General features: G+C 65.0%; 19 protein-coding genes. 11 read left to right on the top strand and 8 right to left on the bottom strand.

Translation table 11 applies throughout. The features are described 5' to 3' along the window. Positions 1 to 2 precede the first annotated feature (2 nt). From AABM56_RS08870 to apbC, 5 genes are all read right to left on the bottom strand, one after another. Positions 3 to 899 (bottom strand): LD-carboxypeptidase, encoded by an 897-nt coding sequence (locus AABM56_RS08870; protein WP_133859410.1) that lies wholly within the window; start codon positions 897 to 899, stop codon positions 3 to 5. After that, positions 896 to 1,699, bottom strand: a complete 804-nt coding sequence (locus AABM56_RS08865; RefSeq protein ID WP_133859411.1) for an MOSC domain-containing protein — start codon at positions 1,697 to 1,699, stop codon at positions 896 to 898. Before AABM56_RS08865 ends, AABM56_RS08870 begins: the two co-directional genes overlap by 4 nt. A gap of 71 nt (positions 1,700 to 1,770) precedes the next feature. Next, on the bottom strand, positions 1,771 to 2,700 hold the full coding sequence (locus AABM56_RS08860) for a chemotaxis protein CheV (protein WP_133859412.1): 930 nt from the start codon (positions 2,698 to 2,700) through the stop codon (positions 1,771 to 1,773). A 116-nt stretch (positions 2,701 to 2,816) separates the two neighbouring features. Further along, on the bottom strand, positions 2,817 to 3,383 hold the full coding sequence (dcd, locus tag AABM56_RS08855) for a dCTP deaminase (RefSeq protein ID WP_007162761.1): 567 nt from the start codon (positions 3,381 to 3,383) through the stop codon (positions 2,817 to 2,819). Positions 3,384 to 3,464: 81 nt separating this feature from the next. Beyond that, positions 3,465 to 4,559, bottom strand: a complete 1,095-nt coding sequence (gene apbC, locus AABM56_RS08850; RefSeq protein ID WP_133859413.1) for an iron-sulfur cluster carrier protein ApbC — start codon at positions 4,557 to 4,559, stop codon at positions 3,465 to 3,467. A gap of 122 nt (positions 4,560 to 4,681) precedes the next feature. Between apbC and AABM56_RS08845 the strand changes: the two genes are divergently transcribed. The 5 genes from AABM56_RS08845 to AABM56_RS08825 all read left to right on the top strand — a co-directional run bounded on the left by AABM56_RS08845 (position 4,682) and on the right by AABM56_RS08825 (position 10,091). Further along, positions 4,682 to 5,833: a M14-type cytosolic carboxypeptidase gene (locus AABM56_RS08845; RefSeq protein ID WP_263258696.1), complete on the top strand. Its 1,152-nt coding sequence runs from the start codon at positions 4,682 to 4,684 to the stop codon at positions 5,831 to 5,833. 98 nt (positions 5,834 to 5,931) lie between these two features. After that, a complete protein-coding gene (gene metG / locus AABM56_RS08840) occupies positions 5,932 to 7,971 on the top strand; it encodes a methionine--tRNA ligase (RefSeq protein WP_133859415.1) in 2,040 nt (679 codons plus the stop codon). Between the two features lie 186 nt (positions 7,972 to 8,157). Next, the gene (locus tag AABM56_RS08835; RefSeq protein WP_133859416.1) at positions 8,158 to 9,132 is read left to right on the top strand and encodes an RnfABCDGE type electron transport complex subunit B; all 975 of its coding nucleotides are present in this window, start codon (positions 8,158 to 8,160) and stop codon (positions 9,130 to 9,132) included. Further along, positions 9,129 to 9,767: an endonuclease III gene (gene nth, locus AABM56_RS08830; RefSeq protein ID WP_133859417.1), complete on the top strand. Its 639-nt coding sequence runs from the start codon at positions 9,129 to 9,131 to the stop codon at positions 9,765 to 9,767. The genes AABM56_RS08835 and nth overlap by 4 nt, the downstream gene beginning before the upstream one ends. Before the next feature lie 141 nt (positions 9,768 to 9,908). Further along, on the top strand, positions 9,909 to 10,091 hold the full coding sequence (locus tag AABM56_RS08825; protein ID WP_064307213.1) for a PA3496 family putative envelope integrity protein: 183 nt from the start codon (positions 9,909 to 9,911) through the stop codon (positions 10,089 to 10,091). A gap of 50 nt (positions 10,092 to 10,141) precedes the next feature. On the opposite strand, the gene AABM56_RS08820 is transcribed toward AABM56_RS08825, so the two are convergent. Both AABM56_RS08820 and AABM56_RS08815 read right to left on the bottom strand, forming a co-directional pair. Further along, positions 10,142 to 11,359, bottom strand: a complete 1,218-nt coding sequence (locus AABM56_RS08820) for an argininosuccinate synthase (RefSeq protein WP_133859418.1) — start codon at positions 11,357 to 11,359, stop codon at positions 10,142 to 10,144. Positions 11,360 to 11,476: 117 nt separating this feature from the next. After that, a complete protein-coding gene (locus AABM56_RS08815) occupies positions 11,477 to 12,427 on the bottom strand; it encodes an OmpA family protein (RefSeq protein WP_133859419.1) in 951 nt (316 codons plus the stop codon). A gap of 141 nt (positions 12,428 to 12,568) precedes the next feature. Between AABM56_RS08815 and pyrC the strand changes: the two genes are divergently transcribed. The 4 genes from pyrC (at position 12,569) to bfr (ending at position 15,284) form a co-directional block, all read left to right on the top strand. Next, positions 12,569 to 13,612 carry a dihydroorotase gene (gene pyrC, locus AABM56_RS08810; protein ID WP_133859420.1) on the top strand — a complete coding sequence of 348 codons (1,044 nt, stop codon included), beginning with the start codon at positions 12,569 to 12,571 and terminating at the stop codon, positions 13,610 to 13,612. Continuing rightward, the gene (gene rnt, locus AABM56_RS08805; RefSeq protein WP_133859421.1) at positions 13,609 to 14,286 is read left to right on the top strand and encodes a ribonuclease T; all 678 of its coding nucleotides are present in this window, start codon (positions 13,609 to 13,611) and stop codon (positions 14,284 to 14,286) included. The genes pyrC and rnt overlap by 4 nt, the downstream gene beginning before the upstream one ends. A 110-nt stretch (positions 14,287 to 14,396) precedes the next feature. After that, positions 14,397 to 14,612: a bacterioferritin-associated ferredoxin gene (locus AABM56_RS08800; protein WP_007162750.1), complete on the top strand. Its 216-nt coding sequence runs from the start codon at positions 14,397 to 14,399 to the stop codon at positions 14,610 to 14,612. A gap of 192 nt (positions 14,613 to 14,804) precedes the next feature. Beyond that, positions 14,805 to 15,284, top strand: coding sequence for a bacterioferritin (bfr, locus tag AABM56_RS08795; RefSeq protein ID WP_133859422.1), 480 nt, complete (start codon positions 14,805 to 14,807; stop codon positions 15,282 to 15,284). A 59-nt stretch (positions 15,285 to 15,343) separates the two neighbouring features. Here the strand turns inward: bfr and grxD are convergent, their stop codons facing one another. Further along, the gene (grxD, locus tag AABM56_RS08790) at positions 15,344 to 15,670 is read right to left on the bottom strand and encodes a Grx4 family monothiol glutaredoxin (protein ID WP_017640308.1); all 327 of its coding nucleotides are present in this window, start codon (positions 15,668 to 15,670) and stop codon (positions 15,344 to 15,346) included. A gap of 245 nt (positions 15,671 to 15,915) precedes the next feature. Between grxD and AABM56_RS08785 the strand changes: the two genes are divergently transcribed. Further along, positions 15,916 to 16,320 (top strand): DUF3597 domain-containing protein, encoded by a 405-nt coding sequence (locus tag AABM56_RS08785; RefSeq protein ID WP_133859423.1) that lies wholly within the window; start codon positions 15,916 to 15,918, stop codon positions 16,318 to 16,320. 194 nt (positions 16,321 to 16,514) lie between these two features. Further along, positions 16,515 to 17,432, top strand: a complete 918-nt coding sequence (gene argF / locus AABM56_RS08780; RefSeq protein WP_133859424.1) for an ornithine carbamoyltransferase — start codon at positions 16,515 to 16,517, stop codon at positions 17,430 to 17,432. Positions 17,433 to 17,461: the final 29 nt, after the last annotated feature.

The following is a 17,461-nucleotide window of genomic DNA, read 5'->3' as shown; positions in this document are numbered from 1 at the left end:
GGTCAGGCCTGGAGCACCTGCAGGCGACCCGCTTCCAGACGCACGCGGGCGCCATAGGGCCAGGCCTGGTTGTCCGGCCCATGGCCGCTGGGCAGGCCGCGATAGAGGGCGATGCCGCGCGGCGCCAGCCATTCGGCGAAGATCTCTTCCAGCGACTGCTCGACGTTACGCGGCGGGCAGTCGGTGAAGGTACCCAGGCAGACCGCGCCGATGCGGTGCTCGGTGAGGTTGCCGAGCAACTGGCAGAGGCTGCGCTCCAGTCGATAGTAGGGCTCGCCGACGTCTTCCAGCATGAGGATGGCGCCGTCGTGGGGGCGCAGGGCGGCGGCGGTCCCGACCACGCTGGCCAGGGTGGTCAGGTTGCCGCCGATCAGTTCGCCGGCAGGCACATGGGCCGGACCGGCCAGGCGCTCCAGCTGCCAGGCCGGACGGCTGCCCGCGCACAGTTCCAGGACCGATTCCAGCGAGCGGGTACGGGCAGCCTGGGTAGCCGGATCCTCGTCACGACGCCCCCAATCCAGGGCACCCGGGCCGTGGATGGCGGTGAGACCGCGGCGGTGAAAGGCCTCCAGCAGCACCGTCAGGTCGGAATAGCCGATCAGCGGCCGGCCCTTGCTGCTGGACAGCCGCGACCAGTCCAGCCAGGGCAGCAGTTGCGCGGATCCGTAACCGCCGCGCAGGCACCAGACCGCATCCACGTCCGCCTGGCTGAAAGCCCAGTGCAGATCCGCGGCACGCTCCTCGGCGGTACCGGCGAGATAGCGATGGCGCTTGAGCGCCTGTTCGCCCAGCACCGCTTCGATGCCGGCGGCCTGCAGTTGCTCGATCGCCGCCGTGACCAGCTCTTCCTTGACCGCACCCGCCGGACTGACCAGCGCCACACGCCGCACGGGATTCATTCCAGCACCTCCACCGGCATGCCGGCTTCGATGGTGCCGCGTCCCAGGGGGATGACGTTCATGCCGAACAGCATGCGATTGTCCTGGAAGCGGTATTCGCGCAAGGCCGTGAGCGGCTGTCGATCCGGATCCTTTTCACCGGTCAGCGGATCCTGGGTGATGACGATGCAGCGCGAGCAGGGACAGGCAACGGCGAAGTCCACCGCGCCGATGCGCAGGCGCTTCCAGCCGTCTTCGGCGTATGCGGGTGTACCCGCCACCACCAGATTTGGCCGGAAGCGCAGCATTTCCAGCGGCTTGCCTACCCGCGCCACCAGATCGGCCAGGGAGGCCTCGCTGGTCAGCAGCAAGGGAAAGCCGTCGGCGAAATGCACCTTTTGCCCCGGTTCCGCGAAATCGGTATTGATCTGCCGGGCATGGCTTTCGGCGATGTGTACCAGGCGGCAGCGGCGACCGAGGAAATCGCTCAGCCAGGCATCCGCCGCGGCGGCGACCGGCGCCTGCAGGGTGTCGCGCCAGATGGTCACGCCCAGCTGTTCGCTGGCGACATCCGGCACCGCTACGTCGAGCGGCGTCCGCCCTGGCGCGCTCAGGCGCAACCGATCGGCGGCCAGCCAGCGCGCCTCGATGTGATTCATCTGCGCCAGCTGGCGCAGGGTCAGGAAGCGACCGGTGTCGGCATCCACCACCATCCAGCGGCGGTCACCCACCAGGCCCAGGGCATCCACCTCGGCCTGGACGAGGGATTCCACGGCCGTCGACTTGACGGGATAACGATAGAGGGCACTGAGGTGCGACATGGGCGCGGCTTCCTGGCGGCGGACAAAGGCCGCCAGTGTAAGGGAGCCGCCGGAGCGGCGAAACCGCGAGGTCAGCCCTCGGCCAGCACCAGGCGGCGCCGGACTTCCTCGACCAGCTGATCGGGCTGGAACTTGGAGAGGAAGGCGTTGCAGCCGACCTTCTTCACCATGGCTTCGTTGAAGCTGCCCGACAGCGAGGTGTGCAGCACCACATAGAGGTCGGCGAGCCGCGGATCCTGGCGGATCTCGGTGGTCAGGCGATAGCCGTCCATTTCCGGCATCTCGGCATCGGTCAGCACCATCAGCAGCTTCTCGGTCAGCACCACGCCATCATCGGCCCAGGCCTTGAGCTTGCGCAGGGCCTGCAGGCCATCGGTGGCGACGTGGAATTTCAGATCCAGTTGCACCAGGGTGTCGCGCAGCTGGCCGATGGCGGTGCTGGAGTCGTCCACCAGCAGCACCTCGCGACCGCGAGCCTTGGCCAGCAGCGGATCGTCCAGGCGTTCCTGGGAAACCTTGACGTTGTAGGGGGCGATCTCGGCCAGCACCTTTTCCACGTCGATCACCTCCACCAGGCGGTCTTCGATGCGGGTGATGGCGGTCAGGTAGTGCTGGCGTCCGGCGCCACCGGGCGGGGCCTGGATGCTGTCCCAGTTGAGGTTGATGATGCGATCGACGCTGCCGACCAGAAAAGCCTGCACCGAGCGGTTGTACTCGGTGACGATGATGGTGCTGTTCTCGTCGGGCGTGATGGGTCGCATGCCGATGGCGGCGGCCAGGTCGATCACCGGCAGGGTCTGACCCCGCAGGTGGACCACGCCGCAGATCATCGGGTGGCGCTTGGGCATCTGGGTCAGGCGCGGCAGCTTGAGGACTTCCTGCACCTTGAACACGTTGATGGCGAACATCTGCCGGCTGGACAGCTGGAACATGAGAATTTCCAGACGATTCTCGCCAACCAGCTGGGTGCGTTGATCGACGGTGTCGAGAATGCCGGCCATGGGAAGTCCACTCCAAAGATAAGTCAGGTCACAGGCTATCGGCGGCAGCGGTCGATTCTTGAGGCCCGGAAACAGCGAAGCCGCCCAACAGGCGGCTTCGCTGGAACAGCTGCGGATCAGGCGCGTGGCAGGGTCACGCCGCGCTGGCCCTGGTACTTGCCACCGCGATCCTTGTAGGAGACCTCGCAGGCCTCGTCGGACTGCAGGAACAGCATCTGGGCCACGCCCTCGTTGGCGTAGATCTTGGCCGGCAGGGTCGTGGTGTTGGAGAACTCCAGGGTCACGTGGCCTTCCCACTCGGGCTCCAGCGGGGTGACGTTGACGATGATGCCGCAGCGGGCATAGGTGCTCTTGCCCAGGCAGATGGTCAGGACGTCGCGCGGGATGCGGAAGTATTCCACGGTGCGGGCCAGGGCGAAGGAGTTCGGCGGAATGATGCAGACGTCGCTGACCACGTCGACGAAGCTCTTGTCGTCGAAGTTCTTCGGGTCCACCACCGCCGAATGGATGTTGGTGAACACCTTGAATTCGTTGGCGCAGCGCACGTCGTAGCCGTAGCTGGACACCCCGTAGGAGATCACCCGGCTGTCGTCCGCGCCGCGCATCTGGCGCTCGACGAAGGGCTCGATCATGCCGTGTTCCTGGGCCATGCGGCGAATCCACTTGTCCGATTTGATGCTCATGGCAGGTCTGGCTCCGGGGCGAAAAAATTGACCGCGCATTCTAGAGGATCGCAGCGCGGTCTCAAAGGCGAACGGACGAAATCAGTCGTCGCTGACGGTGATGGTGGGCATGCCGCCGCCGGCCTGGCCGCCCTGGGCGATGCGGGCGCCGACCTTGCGTGCCAGTTCCTGGTAGATCAGCGCGATCTGGCTGTCGGGATCGGCGATGGCGGTGGGACGTCCGGCGTCGGCCTGCTCGCGGATGGCCATGGCCAGCGGCAAGGAAGCCAGGAGATCCACGCCGTATTGCTCGGCCAGCTTGCTGCCGCCGCCTTCGCCGAACAGGTGCTCGGCATGGCCGCAGTTGGAGCAGATGTGCACCGCCATGTTCTCCACCACCCCGAGCACCGGGATGTTGACCTTCTGGAACATCTCCACGCCCTTCCTGGCGTCGAGCAGGGCCAGATCCTGGGGTGTGGTGACGATCACCGCGCCGGCCACCGGCACCTTCTGCGCCAGGGTCAGCTGGATGTCGCCGGTGCCGGGCGGCATGTCAATCACCAGGTAGTCGAGGTCGTTCCAGGCGGTCTGGGTGATCAGCTGGATCAGGGCGCCGGAGACCATCGGGCCACGCCAGGCCACCGGGGTCTTGTCGTTGGTGAGAAAGGCCATGGACATGACCTCGACACCATGGGCCTGCAGCGGGATGAACCACTTCTCGTCGCGCACCTCGGGACGGGTGCCCTCGACGAAACCGAACATGATGCCCTGGCTGGGGCCATAGATGTCGGCGTCCAGCACGCCGACCCGGGCGCCTTCGCGGGCCAGCGCCAGGGCCAGGTTGGCGGCGGTGGTGGACTTGCCCACCCCGCCCTTGCCCGAGGCCACGGCAATGATGTTCTTGACGTTGCCCATGGCCTCCAGCTGCGGCTGGGCGGCGTGAGGCGCGATGATGCAATCGACCTGGATCTCGGCGGTCTCGACCCCGGGCACGTTCTCCAACGCGGTCTTGAGCACCTGGGCCAGGCCACCCTTGAACAGTCCGGCGGCATAGCCCAGTTCGAAACGGGCGCGCACCCGGCCGCCGTCCAGCGCGAGGTCGCGCAGGGCGCCGGCGCTGAGCAGGTCCTGTTCGAGATAGGGATCGTGATACTGGCGCAGCGCGGCCTCGATGGCCTCGCGAGTCGGAGCGGTCATGCAGACTCCCGGAAACAGCGGATAGGAAAGAGCAGCTGCGGCCTATGCTACCCACTGTCCTTGCTAAAGCCTATCCACGCGGCGCTACACTCCCGGCTTTCCTCTCGCCCGTGGAGTCCTGCGTGAACGCCTCTTCCCTGCACATCAGTTCCACCTTCGACAGCGGCGCCGTCGAGGTGCTGTCCTTGGCCGATCACGCGGACATCCGCCTGCGCATCCGCCCGGACAGCGCCTCGCCCTTCACCCAGTGGTTCCATTTTCGCCTCGAAGGCGCCCGCGGCCTGCCCTGCCAGCTGAGCTTCGACAATGCCGGCGAGTGCGCCTACCCAGAGGGTTGGCGCGACTACGGCGTGGTCGCCAGCTATTGCGGCCAGGAGTGGTTCCGCATTCCCAGCCGCTATGACGGCAAGACCCTGAGCTGGAACGTCACCCCGGAACACGACAGCCTGTTCTTCGCCTATTTCGAACCTTATCCGGAGAGCCGTCACCTGGCCTTCATGGGCGAGGCGCAACGCCATCCCGCCGTCCGTCTGGAAACCGTCGGCCGTTCGTTGCTGGGACGTTCGCTGGACCTGCTGCGCATCGGCACGCCGGGCGCTGGCAAGAAGAACATCTGGATCATCGCCCGCCAGCACCCCGGCGAGCCCATGGCCGAGTGGTTCGTCGAAGGCCTGCTGCGCCGCCTGCTCGGCCTGGGCGAACACCAGGGCGACCCGGTCGGTGCCAAGCTGCTGGAGCATGCGGTACTGCACGTGGTGCCCAACATGAATCCCGATGGTTCGGCGCTGGGCAATCTGAGAACCAACGCGGCCGGTGCCAACCTCAACCGGGAATGGCTGGAGCCGGACGAGGGACGCAGTCCCGAGGTGCTGGCGGTACGCCGTGCCATCGCCGCGAGCGGCTGCGACCTGTTTCTCGACATCCACGGCGACGAGGCCCTGCCCTATGTCTTCGTCGACGGCTGCAACGGTCTGCCCACCTTCGGCGAGCGCGAGGAAGCCGAGCAGCTGGCCTTCCTGCAGCGCTTTCAGCGCGCCAGCCCGGATTTCCAGACCCGGTATGGCTATCCCCGCGGTCATTTCGGCAGCGAAACCCTCAAGCTCGCCACCAAGTACGTCGGCTATACCCATGGCTGCCTGGCCCTGACCCTGGAGCTGCCATTCAAGGACAACGCCAACGATCCCCGCCCGGACGTCGGCTGGAACGGTGCCCGCAGCGCCGCCCTGGGCGCGGCCATGGTCAGCGCTCTTTACTGGCAACTGGCCGATCTCTAGGCCAGCTCCAGTCCCCGCCCATCCCCACGGATGAAACCGACCGGCCATTTCGCTATGATGGTCGGTCAATTTATCAGCGCCGCGATCCAGCCAAGACCATGACCGAGCCCCGCAAGATTCTCGTCACCAGCGCCCTGCCCTATGCCAACGGCTCCATCCATCTCGGCCACATGGTCGAGTACATCCAGACCGACATCTGGGCCCGCTTCCAGCGGCTGCGCGGCAACCAGTGCCTCTATGTCTGCGCCGACGATGCCCACGGCTCGGCCATCATGCTGCGCGCCGAGCGCGAGGGCATCACGCCCGAGCAGCTGATCGACAACGTCAAGCGCGAGCACAGTGCCGACTTCGCCGACTTCGGCGTGGCCTTCGACAACTTCCACTCCACTCACGCGGAAGAGAATCGCGAGCTGTCGCGCGCCATCTATCTGAAGCTGCGCGAGAACGGCCATATCGCCACCCGGCCGGTCACCCAGTATTTCGACCCGGACAAGCAGATGTTCCTGGCCGACCGCTTTATCAAGGGCACCTGCCCCAAGTGCGGCAGCGCCGACCAGTACGGCGACAACTGCGAGAAGTGCGGCGCCACCTATGCGCCCACCGAGCTGAAGGATCCCAAGTCGGCCATCTCCGGCGCGACCCCGGTGCTGCGTGAATCCGAGCACTTCTTCTTCAAGCTTCCCGACTTCGCCGAGATGCTCAAGGGCTGGACCCGCAGCGGTGCCCTGCAGGAATCGGTGGCCAACAAGATCGCCGAATGGCTGGACGCCGGGCTGCAGGAATGGGACATCTCCCGGGATGCACCCTACTTCGGCTTCGAGATCCCCGACGCTCCGGGCAAGTACTTCTATGTCTGGCTGGACGCCCCCATCGGCTACATGGCCAGCTTCAAGAATCTCTGCGATCGTCGCGACGACCTGGACTTCGACGCCTACTGGAACAAGGACAGCAGCGCCGAGCTGTACCACTTCATCGGCAAGGACATCGTCAACTTCCATGCGCTTTTCTGGCCGGCCATGCTCGAAGGCGCCGGCTACCGCAAGCCGACCGCGCTGAGCGTCCACGGCTTCCTCACCGTCGACGGCCAGAAGATGTCCAAGTCCCGCGGCACCTTCATCAAGGCGCGCACCTACCTGGATCACCTGAATCCCGAGTACCTGCGCTACTACTTCGCCGCCAAGCTCTCGCGCCATGTCGAGGACATCGACCTGAACCTCGAGGACTTCGTGCAGAAGGTCAATTCCGACCTGGTGGGCAAGGTGGTCAACATCGCCAGCCGCTGCGCCGGCTTCATCCACAAGGGCAATGCCGGTCTGCTGGTGGACGCCCAGGCCGCGCCCGAACTGGAAGCCGCCTTCCGCGCCGCCACGCCGAGCATCGCCGAGGCCTACGAGACCCGTGACTTCGGCCGTGCCATGCGCGAGATCATGGCCCTGGCCGACCGCGCCAACGCCTGGATCGCCGACCAGGCGCCCTGGAGCCTGGCCAAGCAGGACGGCAAGGCCGACGAGGTCCAGGCCATCTGCGCCCAGGGCATCGAATTGTTCCGTCAGCTGGCGATCCTGCTCAAGCCGGTACTGCCCAACCTGACCGCCGCCGCCGAGGCCTTCCTCAACGTCGCCCCCCTGACCTGGGCCGACCTCGACACCCGCCTGGCCAATCATCAGCTCAACGCCTTCCAGCCCCTGCTTACCCGCATCGAACCCGCCAAGGTGCAGACCATGATCGACGCTTCCAAGGAAGACCTGGCTGCGCAGGCCGCCCCCCAGCCCGCCGGCAATGGCGAACTGAGCAAGGCCCCGCTGGCCGAGACCATCGACTTCGATACCTTTTCCAAGGTCGACCTGCGCATCGCCCTGATCGAAAAGGCCGAATTCGTCGAAGGTGCCGACAAGTTGCTGCGCCTGACCCTGGACATCGGCGATGCCAAGCGCAACGTCTTCTCCGGCATCAAGAGCGCCTACCCGGAGCCAAGCCAGCTCGAAGGCCGCCTGACCCTGTACGTCGCCAACCTGGCGCCGCGCAAGATGAAGTTCGGCGTCTCCGAAGGCATGGTGTTGGCCGCCGGCCCCGGCGGCAGCGAGATCCACCTGCTCAGTCCCGACAGCGGCGCCAAGCCCGGCCAGCGGGTGATGTGACAGCGACGGCGCCGAGAGCCTGCGCAAAGCCGAGCGAGCTAGCGACAAACAAGGCGAACATGGCTGAGGAAGCGGAGTTTACAAAGCGTAAATGAGCATTCCGAAGCCATTTTCAACGCAGTTTGGCCGACGCACAGCCGACTTTGAGCAGGCTCTCAGGGCGCCGTTCTTCCGCTAATCATGACCATGAAAGCCCAAGCCCAGCTCATCACCGCCATCGACGCCCTGCTGCCGCAGACCCAGTGCGGTAAGTGCGGCCACCCCGGTTGCCAGCCCTATGCGGCGGGCATCGCCGCGGGTGAGGCGCACAACAAGTGCCCGCCCGGGGGCGCGGCCACCATCCTCGAGCTCTCGACCCTGCTCCAGCGCCCGACGCTGCCCCTGGACTCGCCTTATCCGGTCACACCCAGCCAGCGCGCGGTGATCCGCGAGGATGAATGCATCGGCTGCACCAAGTGCATCCAGGTCTGCCCCACCGATGCCATCCTCGGCGCGGCCAAGCTGATGCACACGGTGATCGAAAACGAATGCAGCGGTTGCGAGTTGTGCCTGGCGCCCTGCCCGGTGGACTGTATCGATCTGGTGCCCGTACCCGCGCCGGTCGACCGCCAGGCGGAGCGTCAGCGCGCGCAGTACTTTCGGCGCCGCTTCGACGCCCGCCAGTCCCGCCTGCAACGGGACCGCGAACGGCTGGACACCGAGCGCCAGCGCCGTCAGGTGCCACCTGCGACCGCCACGGCTGCGGAGCCCCTCGCCACGGCGGAATCCTCGCTCAAGCCGCTGAAGATCGCGGCCGCCATGGCGCGTGTCGCCTTGCAGAAGGCCGAACGGCAATTGGTCCAGTACGGTACGGCCGCGCTGGAAACCCAGGTGCAGCAGTTGCGTGAAGCGGCCCGGCAGGCGCAGACGGCCCTCGACAGGGCGCAGCAGGGGCCCGCCACTGCCAGCGCGCCGGCCCTGGCGCAGCCGTCCGCCGACCCCGCTGCGCTCAGGCAGGCGCGGATCGCTGCCACCCTGGCACGCGCCCAGCTGACCAAGGCCGAGCGGGCCTTCGGTAGCGAGCCCACACCCCCGCAGAGCGCCCAGCTGGAAACCCTGCGCAGCGCCGCTCAGCAGGCGGCTCACCACCTCACGGCCCTGGAAGAGCGAACCGACCGATGAATGCCGCCAAACGCCTGGAGATCTTTCGCCGGCTGCACGAGGACAACCCCGATCCCAGGACGGAACTGGCCTACGCCTCGCCGTTCGAGCTGCTGATCGCGGTAATCCTCTCGGCTCAGGCCACCGACGTCAGCGTCAACAAGGCCACCGCCCGCCTCTATCCGGTGGCCAACACGCCCCAGGCCATCCTGGACCTGGGCGTGGCGGGATTGTCGGAGTACATCAAGACCATCGGGCTCTACAACAGCAAGGCCAAGAACGTCATCGAGACCTGCCGGCTGCTGCTGGAGCGCCATGGCGGCGCGGTGCCCGAGACCCGCGAGGAACTGGAAGCCCTGCCCGGGGTGGGGCGCAAGACCGCCAATGTGGTGCTCAACACCGCCTTCCGCCAGCTCGCCATGGCGGTGGATACCCATATCTTCCGCGTCAGCAACAGAACCAATCTGGCACCGGGCAAGAACGTGGTGGAGGTGGAGCTCAAGCTGCTCAAGGTGGTGCCGAAGGATTTCCTGCTGGATGCCCACCACTGGCTGATCCTGCACGGCCGCTATGTCTGCCAGGCGCGCAAGCCCCGCTGCGGTAGCTGCCGCATCGAGGATCTCTGCGAATACAAGGCAAAAACCTCTGACGATTGAAAAAGGGCGCACCAAAGCCCTTTGGCGATTGAAAAAATCTTTTTTACCGGCCCCTGCTTTGTCGCTATAAGGTGCGCGAAAAGGTCCACAGCCCCGTCGATGACTGGCGTGTGACCCTGTCCAGCCTTGCAGGAGTTACCCATGGCCGAAGACAAAAGCGACATCGACGTAGACGAAGATTTCGAGACCGATGGCGAGACGCCTGAAACCGTCGAGCCCATCGTCATCAGCAAGACCAATCTGACCAAGCGGCGCCTGATCGACGACATGCTTGAAGAGCGTCGCCTGAAGCGGCAGATCTCCGAGTACGACTTCGATCTGTAGCCCATGAAAAACCCCAGCCAAGGCTGGGGTTTTGCGTTGCGCGGCGACCCTTACAGCAGGGTACGACCCTTGCCGGCAGCGATGCGCATGCGCAGGGCGTTGAGCTTGATGAAGCCCGCCGCGTCGGCCTGGTTGTAGGCGCCGCCGTCTTCTTCGAAGGTGGCGATGTTGGCATCGAACAGCGACTCGTCGGACTTGCGGCCGACAACGATGACGTTGCCCTTGTACAGCTTCAGGCGTACCACGCCGTTCACACTGGCCTGGGAGGCGTCGATCATCTTTTGCAGCATCAGCCGCTCGGGGCTCCACCAGTAGCCGGTGTAGATCAGGCTGGCGTACTTGGGCATCAGCTCGTCCTTGAGGTGAGCCACCTCGCGGTCGAGGGTGATGGACTCGATGGCGCGGTGGGCCTTGAGCATGATGGTGCCGCCGGGCGTCTCGTAGCAGCCACGGGACTTCATGCCGACGTAGCGGTTCTCGACGATGTCCAGGCGACCGATGCCGTTCTCGCCGCCAATGCGGTTCAGTTCGGCCAGCACGGTGGCCGGGCTCAGCTCCTGGCCGTCGATGGCGACGATGTCACCATTGCGGTAGGTCAGCTCGAGGTAGGTCGGGGTGTCCGGCGCGGCTTCCGGAGACTTGGTCCAGCGCCACATGTCTTCTTCGTGCTCGGTCCAGGTGTCTTCCAGCACGCCGCCCTCGTAGGAGATGTGCAGCAGGTTGGCGTCCATGGAGTACGGCGACTTCTTCTTGCCGTGGCGCTCGATCGGGATCTGGTGCTTTTCGGCGTAGTCCATCAGCTTCTCGCGGGACAGCAGGTCCCACTCGCGCCAGGGTGCGATCACCTTGACGCCCGGCTTGAGCGCATAGGCACCCAGCTCGAAACGCACCTGGTCGTTGCCCTTGCCGGTGGCGCCATGGGAGATGGCGTCGGCGCCGGTCTCGTTGGCGATCTCGATCAGGCGCTTGGCGATCAGCGGACGGGCAATGGAGGTACCCAGCAGGTACTCGCCTTCGTAGACGGTGTTGGCACGGAACATCGGGTAGACGAAGTCGCGGACGAACTCTTCGCGCAGGTCGTCGATGTAGATTTCCTTGACGCCCATGGCCTTGGCCTTGGCGCGTGCCGGTTCGACTTCCTCGCCCTGGCCGAGGTCAGCGGTGAAGGTCACCACTTCGCAGTTATAGGTATCCTGCAGCCACTTGAGGATCACCGAGGTGTCCAGGCCGCCGGAATACGCCAGGACTACCTTCTTCACATCCGCCATGCCGTTCGCTCCCGTGTGTTGCGTTGAGTCGGAAAGCGACAATTCTACTGGTCGCCTCGCTGCTTTTACAGGGGCGCGACGCACTCTGATGTCTGGGCGACATGCGGTCGGGGCGGATCAGCCCTTGGGCTTGGCCGGCGGTGCCGGGGTGGGCGCCGGCGGTTCGGCCGGATTGGCCGCGGTGCTGGTGGTTGCCGCAGCCGGGGGCTCGGCGCTCGGCGGCACCCGCGAGAACACCAGGGTCACCCGGCGATTGAGCGCGCGATTGGCCTTGCTGCTGTTGGGCGCCACGGGGTACTGCTCGCCAAAGAAGCGCAATTCGATCTGCTCCGCGGCGAAGCCCTTGCTCTTGAGGTACTCCATCACCGCGATGGCCCGCAGCCGGGACTCCTGGCGGTTATCCAGGCGCGTGCCCTGGTTGTCGCTGTAGCCCGAGACGATGACGTGATTGACCGTCGGATCGGCCTTCAGGTACTCGTCGATGAGATCGAGCTTGGCCTTGGCCAGATCGTCCAGGGTATCCCCGCCGCCCGGAAAATTGACCTGGGAATGGCGGATCTGCTCGAAATTGACCGCCAGCAGCTTCTGGGTACAGGCCTGGAACTGCTGGTAGGCCGGTTCGAAGCGCACCGGCAGCAGCCGGACCTCGACCCGGTCGTCCAGGGCGCCCGCGCGACTGACCTGGGGCATGCGCCCTTCCATCAACCCCGCCAGCAGCCGCTGCGCCTGCTGCGCGCTGGTGGCCAGCGCCTGCTCGCCCTCGACGACCTTGACCGAGCCGAGGCTGATATCGCCCAGCCCCGGCTTCCAGGGCACCGCCGCCGCCTTCAGGCTGGCACTGCCCGCCGGCAGCCACTGCCCATTGGGCCGTAGCTCGAACACCGTGGACTCGCCCGCGCGACGCAGGAAGCCGCCGCTGCCGAAACGAGGAATGGGCTGCAGCAGGCGACAGGCGAAGATGTCGCCCTCGACCTTCCATTCCACGCTCTCGAGCCGGCTCTGGAAGGTCATCCCCCAGGCCGGCACGGCAAGCAGCAAAGAGGAAAGGAAGAGGTAACGCGGGCGCACGTCGGACTCCGGAAAGAAAAAGTACCTGGGCTTCTTATCGGTCGCAGGCGCGGAAAACTTGAGTACGGTCCCGCCGCACGGATGCCGGCTACCCCCTTTTCCGGTAGCATTTCCCCACTTTCCCGCAGCCTGGAATCCCGCATGACCGACCGGATCACCCTTGCCCGTCCCGATGACTGGCACATTCACCTGCGCGACGGCGCCGCCCTGCCGCAGACCGTCGCCGACGCTGCCCGGGAATTCGGTCGCGCCATCGTCATGCCCAACCTGGTGCCACCGGTGCGCAATGCCGAGCAGGCCGCTGCCTACCGCGCGCGTATCCTGGCCGCGCGCCCGGCCGGCAGCCGCTTCGAGCCGCTGATGGTGCTCTATCTCACCGACCGCACCAGCCCGGAAGAGGTACGCAGCGCCAAGGCCAGCGGCTTCGTGCACGCCGCCAAGCTCTATCCGGCCGGCGCCACCACCAATTCCGATTCCGGCGTGACCTCGCTGGACAACCTCTTTCCCACCCTGGAAGCCATGGCCGAGATCGGCCTGCCGCTGCTGGTGCACGGCGAGGTCACCCATGCCGAGGTGGACGTCTTCGACCGCGAGAAGAAATTCATCGACGAGCATCTGGTGCGTATCGTCCAGCGCTTCCCGACGCTGAAGGTGGTGTTCGAGCACATCACCACCGGTGATGCCGCTGCCTTCGTCCGCGAGGCCCCGGCCAACGTCGGTGCCACCATCACCGTCCACCACCTACTGTACAACCGCAACCACATGCTGGTGGGCGGGATCCGGCCGCACTTCTATTGCCTGCCGATCCTCAAGCGCAACACCCACCAGAGCGCCCTGCTGGACGCCGCCACCAGCGGCAATCCCAAGTTTTTCCTGGGCACCGATTCGGCACCCCATGCCCGCCACGCCAAGGAAGCGGCCTGCGGCTGCGCCGGCTGCTACACCGCCTATGGCGCCCTGGAGCTCTATGCCGAGGCCTTCGAGAGCCGCAATGCCCTCGACCGTCTGGAAGGCTTCGCCAGCCATTTCGGCGCCGATTTCTACGGCCTGCCGCGCAATACCGAGACCGTCACCCTGGTTCGCGAGGACTGGCAGGCCCCCGCCTCCCTGCCCTTCGGTGACCACGAGGTCATTCCGTTGCGCGCCGGCGAGACGCTGCGCTGGCGTCTGGAGGTAGGCGCATGAGCATGGACGAGACCTTCAGCGACGACCTGGACGCCAGCCAGCCGATGTCCGACTCGCGCATCCCCATGGCGCGCCGCTTTCGCGGCTACCTGCCGGTGGTGGTGGATGTCGAGACCGGTGGCTTCAATGCCGCGACCGATGCCCTGCTGGAAATCGCCGCCACCACGGTGGCCATGGACGAGGACGGAGTGCTCTATCCGGATCACACCTACTTCTTCCGCGTCGAACCCTTCGCCGGCGCCAATATCGAGGCGGCGGCGCTGGAGTTCACCGGCATCAAGCTCGACCATCCGCTGCGCATGGCGGTGGGCGAAGAGCAGGCGCTCAGCGAGATCTTCAAGGGGGTGCGCAAGTCGCTCAAGGCCAACGGCTGCAAGAGAGCCATCCTGGTCGGCCACAACAGCAGCTTCGACCTGGGCTTTCTCAATGCCGCGGTGCTGCGCTGCGGCCTGAAGCGCAATCCCTTCCACCCCTTCTCCAGCTTCGATACCGCCACCCTGGCCGGTCTGGCCTATGGTCAGACGGTGCTGGCCAAGGCCTGCCAGGCCGCCGGTATCGAATTCGATAATCGCGAAGCCCACTCGGCCCGTTACGACACCGAGAAGACCGCCGAGCTGTTCTGCGGCATCGTCAATCGCTGGCGGGAGATGGGCGGCTGGGTTGATCTGGACTGACCGTCCGTCGCCCGCCCTGCCGTTAATGAGATTTTGCCGCCTACAACTTTGACAATCATTCTCATTGTCATTAGCTTTGGCGGCACTTCCACTCATACAGCAGGCGATCCATGTACGTGTGTCTTTGCCGTGGCGTGACCGACAAGCAGATTCGCGAAGCCATCTATGAGGGCTGCTGCAGCTATCGGGAAGTACGGGAAAGCACCGGTTGCGCCACCCAGTGCGGCAAGTGCGCCTGCCTCGCCAAGCAGGTGGTCAAGGAAACCCTCGGTGAGCTGCACGGCGCCCAGCAGCTCGCCTATGCGCTGGACGTGCCGCGCGCCTGAGCGATACCCCTGCAAAAAAAGCCGGACCTTGGGTCCGGCTTTTTTATTGTCTAATCAAACGCTTACGGAAAGGATGGAAAAGCTTTCGATTACCGTTCGATTTTCGTCGATTTTTCAACAACTTAAGCTTTTGACAAAGGGCCCTCCCACGCTCAGACTGCCGGCAATCCCACCCGATTTGCAGGTCCGGCCATGAAAGGCGATATCACCGTCATCCAGCATTTGAACAAGATCCTCGGCAACGAACTGGTGGCCATCAACCAGTATTTCCTGCACTCGCGGATGTACAACGACTGGGGTATCCGCAAACTCGGCCATCACGAGTACAAGGAATCCATCGACGAGATGAAGCACGCCGATCGCCTGATCGAGCGCATCCTGTTCCTGGAAGGCCTGCCCAATCTCCAGGACCTGGGCAAGCTGATGATCGGCGAAAACACCCAGGAGATGATCCAGTGCGACCTGCGCCTGGAAATCAGCGCCGTGGCCGACCTGCGTGAAGCCATCACCTACTGCGAAAGCGTGCGGGACTACGTGAGCCGCGACATGCTCAAGAGCATCCTCGAATCCGAAGAAGAGCATATCGACTGGCTGGAGACCCAGCTAAGCCTGATCGCCAGCGTCGGGATTGAGAACTACATCCAGTCGCAGATGCATGACGACGACGATTGATCGGGCAGCCGCCCATAAAAAAGCCCGCACGCTGCGGGCTTTTTTTATGGGCCAGGGACTCAGGCGTCCTTGGTTTCCACGGCTTGCTTGATCAGGGTCTGCAACTCGCCCTTCTCATAGAGCTCGGCCAGGATGTCACTGCCGCCGACCAGCTCACCGCCGACCCACAGCTGGGGGAAGGTCGGCCAGTTGGCGTACTTGGGCAGATTGGCGCGGATTTCCGGATTCTGCAGGATGTCGACATAGGCGAATTTTTCGCCACAGGCCATCAGCACCTGAGCGGCGCGGGAAGAGAAGCCGCACTGAGGCGCGTTCGGCGAACCCTTCATGTAGAGCAGCACGGGATTGTTGGCAATCTGGTCTTTGATGGTATCGATGATTTCCACGATGCACCTCGCTAATACGGTGGGACGATTGTAACGGAAAGGCCGGTGGAACGCCGGGATTTCCGCGACGTCCAGCCCATGACAGGCGCGGCTCGACCTGCAAATCGACCACGCTCCGGCACCACCGTTCGCCGCCACGACGACGATCCGGCGCGCCGCCGAGCAAACTTTGCGGACGTAGCCGTGGTCAGGTTAAGGGTAGGCGCCGCTCGGTGCGCCTGATCCAAGCCCCCCAGGAGAACTCCATGAGCCTGTTCAGCACCATCTTATCCAAGCTCGGCATTGGTGAAGCCCACGCGGACACCTCTGCCGCCGCGCCCACTACCGGCGCCACCGAGACCACCACGCCCGCCGGTAGCACCGCCCCCGCAGGTGCTGGCAGCCATATGAGCCAGGTGGACGTCGCCGCCAAGCTTGACGGTCTGGCTGCCCAGAAAGGCGAACAGCTCAACTGGAAGACCTCCATCGTCGACCTGCTCAAGCTCCTCGACCTGGACAGCAGCCTGACCGCACGCCAGGAACTGGCCAAGGAACTGAACTGCCCCGCCGACAAGCTGGGCGACTCCGCCCAGATGAACATGTGGCTGCACAAGGCCGTTCTGCAGAAGCTGGCCGACAACGGCGGCAACGTCCCCGCCGACCTGCTGTAAGGCGTCTCTCCTCCACTATCCCCGCCCAGGCTAGCCGCCCGAAACGAAGGGCCTAGCCTGGGACGGTGGTAAAATGCGACATGAACTTATACCATTTCGCCTTTGGTCTTTCCGCCGTTTGAAACGGCATGCTCTCAGGTTCGCCGCGTCCTCCGTGGACGGCCGTTACCGGGACGGGACGCTAGGGTAACGAAATGACGGTTCGCCACTTTCTCTCTTTCATGGACTGTTCCCCCGCGGAACTCCGGCAACTCATCGCACGCGGCATCGAGCTCAAGGCCCTGCGCAACGGGGGTGTGCTGCACGAGCCCCTGCGCAATCGCGTCCTGGGCATGATCTTCGAGAAGGCCTCGACCCGTACCCGCCTCTCCTTCGAGGCCGGCATGATCCAGCTCGGCGGCCAGGCGATCTTCCTCTCTTCCCGTGATACCCAACTTGGTCGCGGCGAACCTGTCCCGGACAGCGCCCGCGTCATGTCGAGCATGCTCGACGGCGTGATGATCCGTACCTATGCCCACGAGATGCTCACCACCTTCGCCGCCCATTCCAGGGTGCCGGTAATCAATGGCCTGTCGGATGATTTGCACCCCTGCCAGCTGCTCGCCGACATGCAGACCTTCTTCGAGCATCGGGGCGATATCCGCGGCAAGACCGTGGCCTGGATCGGCGATGGCAACAACATGTGCAACAGTTACATCGAGGCGGCCGAGCAGCTCGACTTCAGCCTGCGCATCGCCTGCCCGGAAGGCTTCGAGCCCAATCCGCGCTTCCTCGAACGCGCTGGCGACCGCGTGCAGCTGACCCGGGATCCACGTGAGGCGGTGGCCCAGGCCCATCTGGTCAGTACCGACGTCTGGACCTCCATGGGCCAGGAAGAGGAAACCCGTCTGCGCCTGGCGGCCTTCAAGCCCTACCAGGTCACCGCTCAACTGCTGGATGGCGCCGCGCCCGATGTGCTGTTCATGCACTGCCTGCCGGCCCACCGCGGGGAAGAGATCAGCCACACCCTGCTGGACGATGCCCGCGCCGTGGTCTGGGACGAAGCCGAAAATCGCCTGCATGCGCAGAAGGCACTGCTCGAATTCCTCATCAAGCCGCCGCTGCACGCCTGAACCCGGCAGAAGCCTCGCCTGCATCAGGC

Source organism: Pseudomonas aestiva (genome assembly GCF_039908605.1).
GTDB classification, from domain to species: domain Bacteria; phylum Pseudomonadota; class Gammaproteobacteria; order Pseudomonadales; family Pseudomonadaceae; genus Chryseomonas; species Chryseomonas aestiva.
This window is presented reverse-complemented; position numbering and strand designations above follow the sequence as displayed.

Bases quoted from the DNA above. Each gene is read 5' to 3' on its own strand.
- nth (WP_133859417.1), top strand. From the start codon at position 9,129: ATGAATGCCGCCAAACGCCTGGAGATCTTTCGCCGGCTGCACGAGGAC.
- AABM56_RS08825 (WP_064307213.1), top strand. From the start codon at position 9,909: ATGGCCGAAGACAAAAGCGACATCGACGTAGACGAAGATTTCGAGACC.
- AABM56_RS08820 (WP_133859418.1), bottom strand. From the start codon at position 11,359: ATGGCGGATGTGAAGAAGGTAGTCCTGGCGTATTCCGGCGGCCTGGAC.
- argF (WP_133859424.1), top strand. From the start codon at position 16,515: ATGACGGTTCGCCACTTTCTCTCTTTCATGGACTGTTCCCCCGCGGAA.
- metG (WP_133859415.1), top strand. From the start codon at position 5,932: ATGACCGAGCCCCGCAAGATTCTCGTCACCAGCGCCCTGCCCTATGCC.
- dcd (WP_007162761.1), bottom strand. From the start codon at position 3,383: ATGAGCATCAAATCGGACAAGTGGATTCGCCGCATGGCCCAGGAACAC.
- bfr (WP_133859422.1), top strand. From the start codon at position 14,805: ATGAAAGGCGATATCACCGTCATCCAGCATTTGAACAAGATCCTCGGC.
- AABM56_RS08785 (WP_133859423.1), top strand. From the start codon at position 15,916: ATGAGCCTGTTCAGCACCATCTTATCCAAGCTCGGCATTGGTGAAGCC.
- AABM56_RS08860 (WP_133859412.1), bottom strand. From the start codon at position 2,700: ATGGCCGGCATTCTCGACACCGTCGATCAACGCACCCAGCTGGTTGGC.
- AABM56_RS08835 (WP_133859416.1), top strand. From the start codon at position 8,158: ATGAAAGCCCAAGCCCAGCTCATCACCGCCATCGACGCCCTGCTGCCG.
- apbC (WP_133859413.1), bottom strand. From the start codon at position 4,559: ATGACCGCTCCGACTCGCGAGGCCATCGAGGCCGCGCTGCGCCAGTAT.
- rnt (WP_133859421.1), top strand. From the start codon at position 13,609: ATGAGCATGGACGAGACCTTCAGCGACGACCTGGACGCCAGCCAGCCG.
- AABM56_RS08800 (WP_007162750.1), top strand. From the start codon at position 14,397: ATGTACGTGTGTCTTTGCCGTGGCGTGACCGACAAGCAGATTCGCGAA.
- AABM56_RS08870 (WP_133859410.1), bottom strand. From the start codon at position 899: ATGAATCCCGTGCGGCGTGTGGCGCTGGTCAGTCCGGCGGGTGCGGTC.
- pyrC (WP_133859420.1), top strand. From the start codon at position 12,569: ATGACCGACCGGATCACCCTTGCCCGTCCCGATGACTGGCACATTCAC.
- AABM56_RS08865 (WP_133859411.1), bottom strand. From the start codon at position 1,699: ATGTCGCACCTCAGTGCCCTCTATCGTTATCCCGTCAAGTCGACGGCC.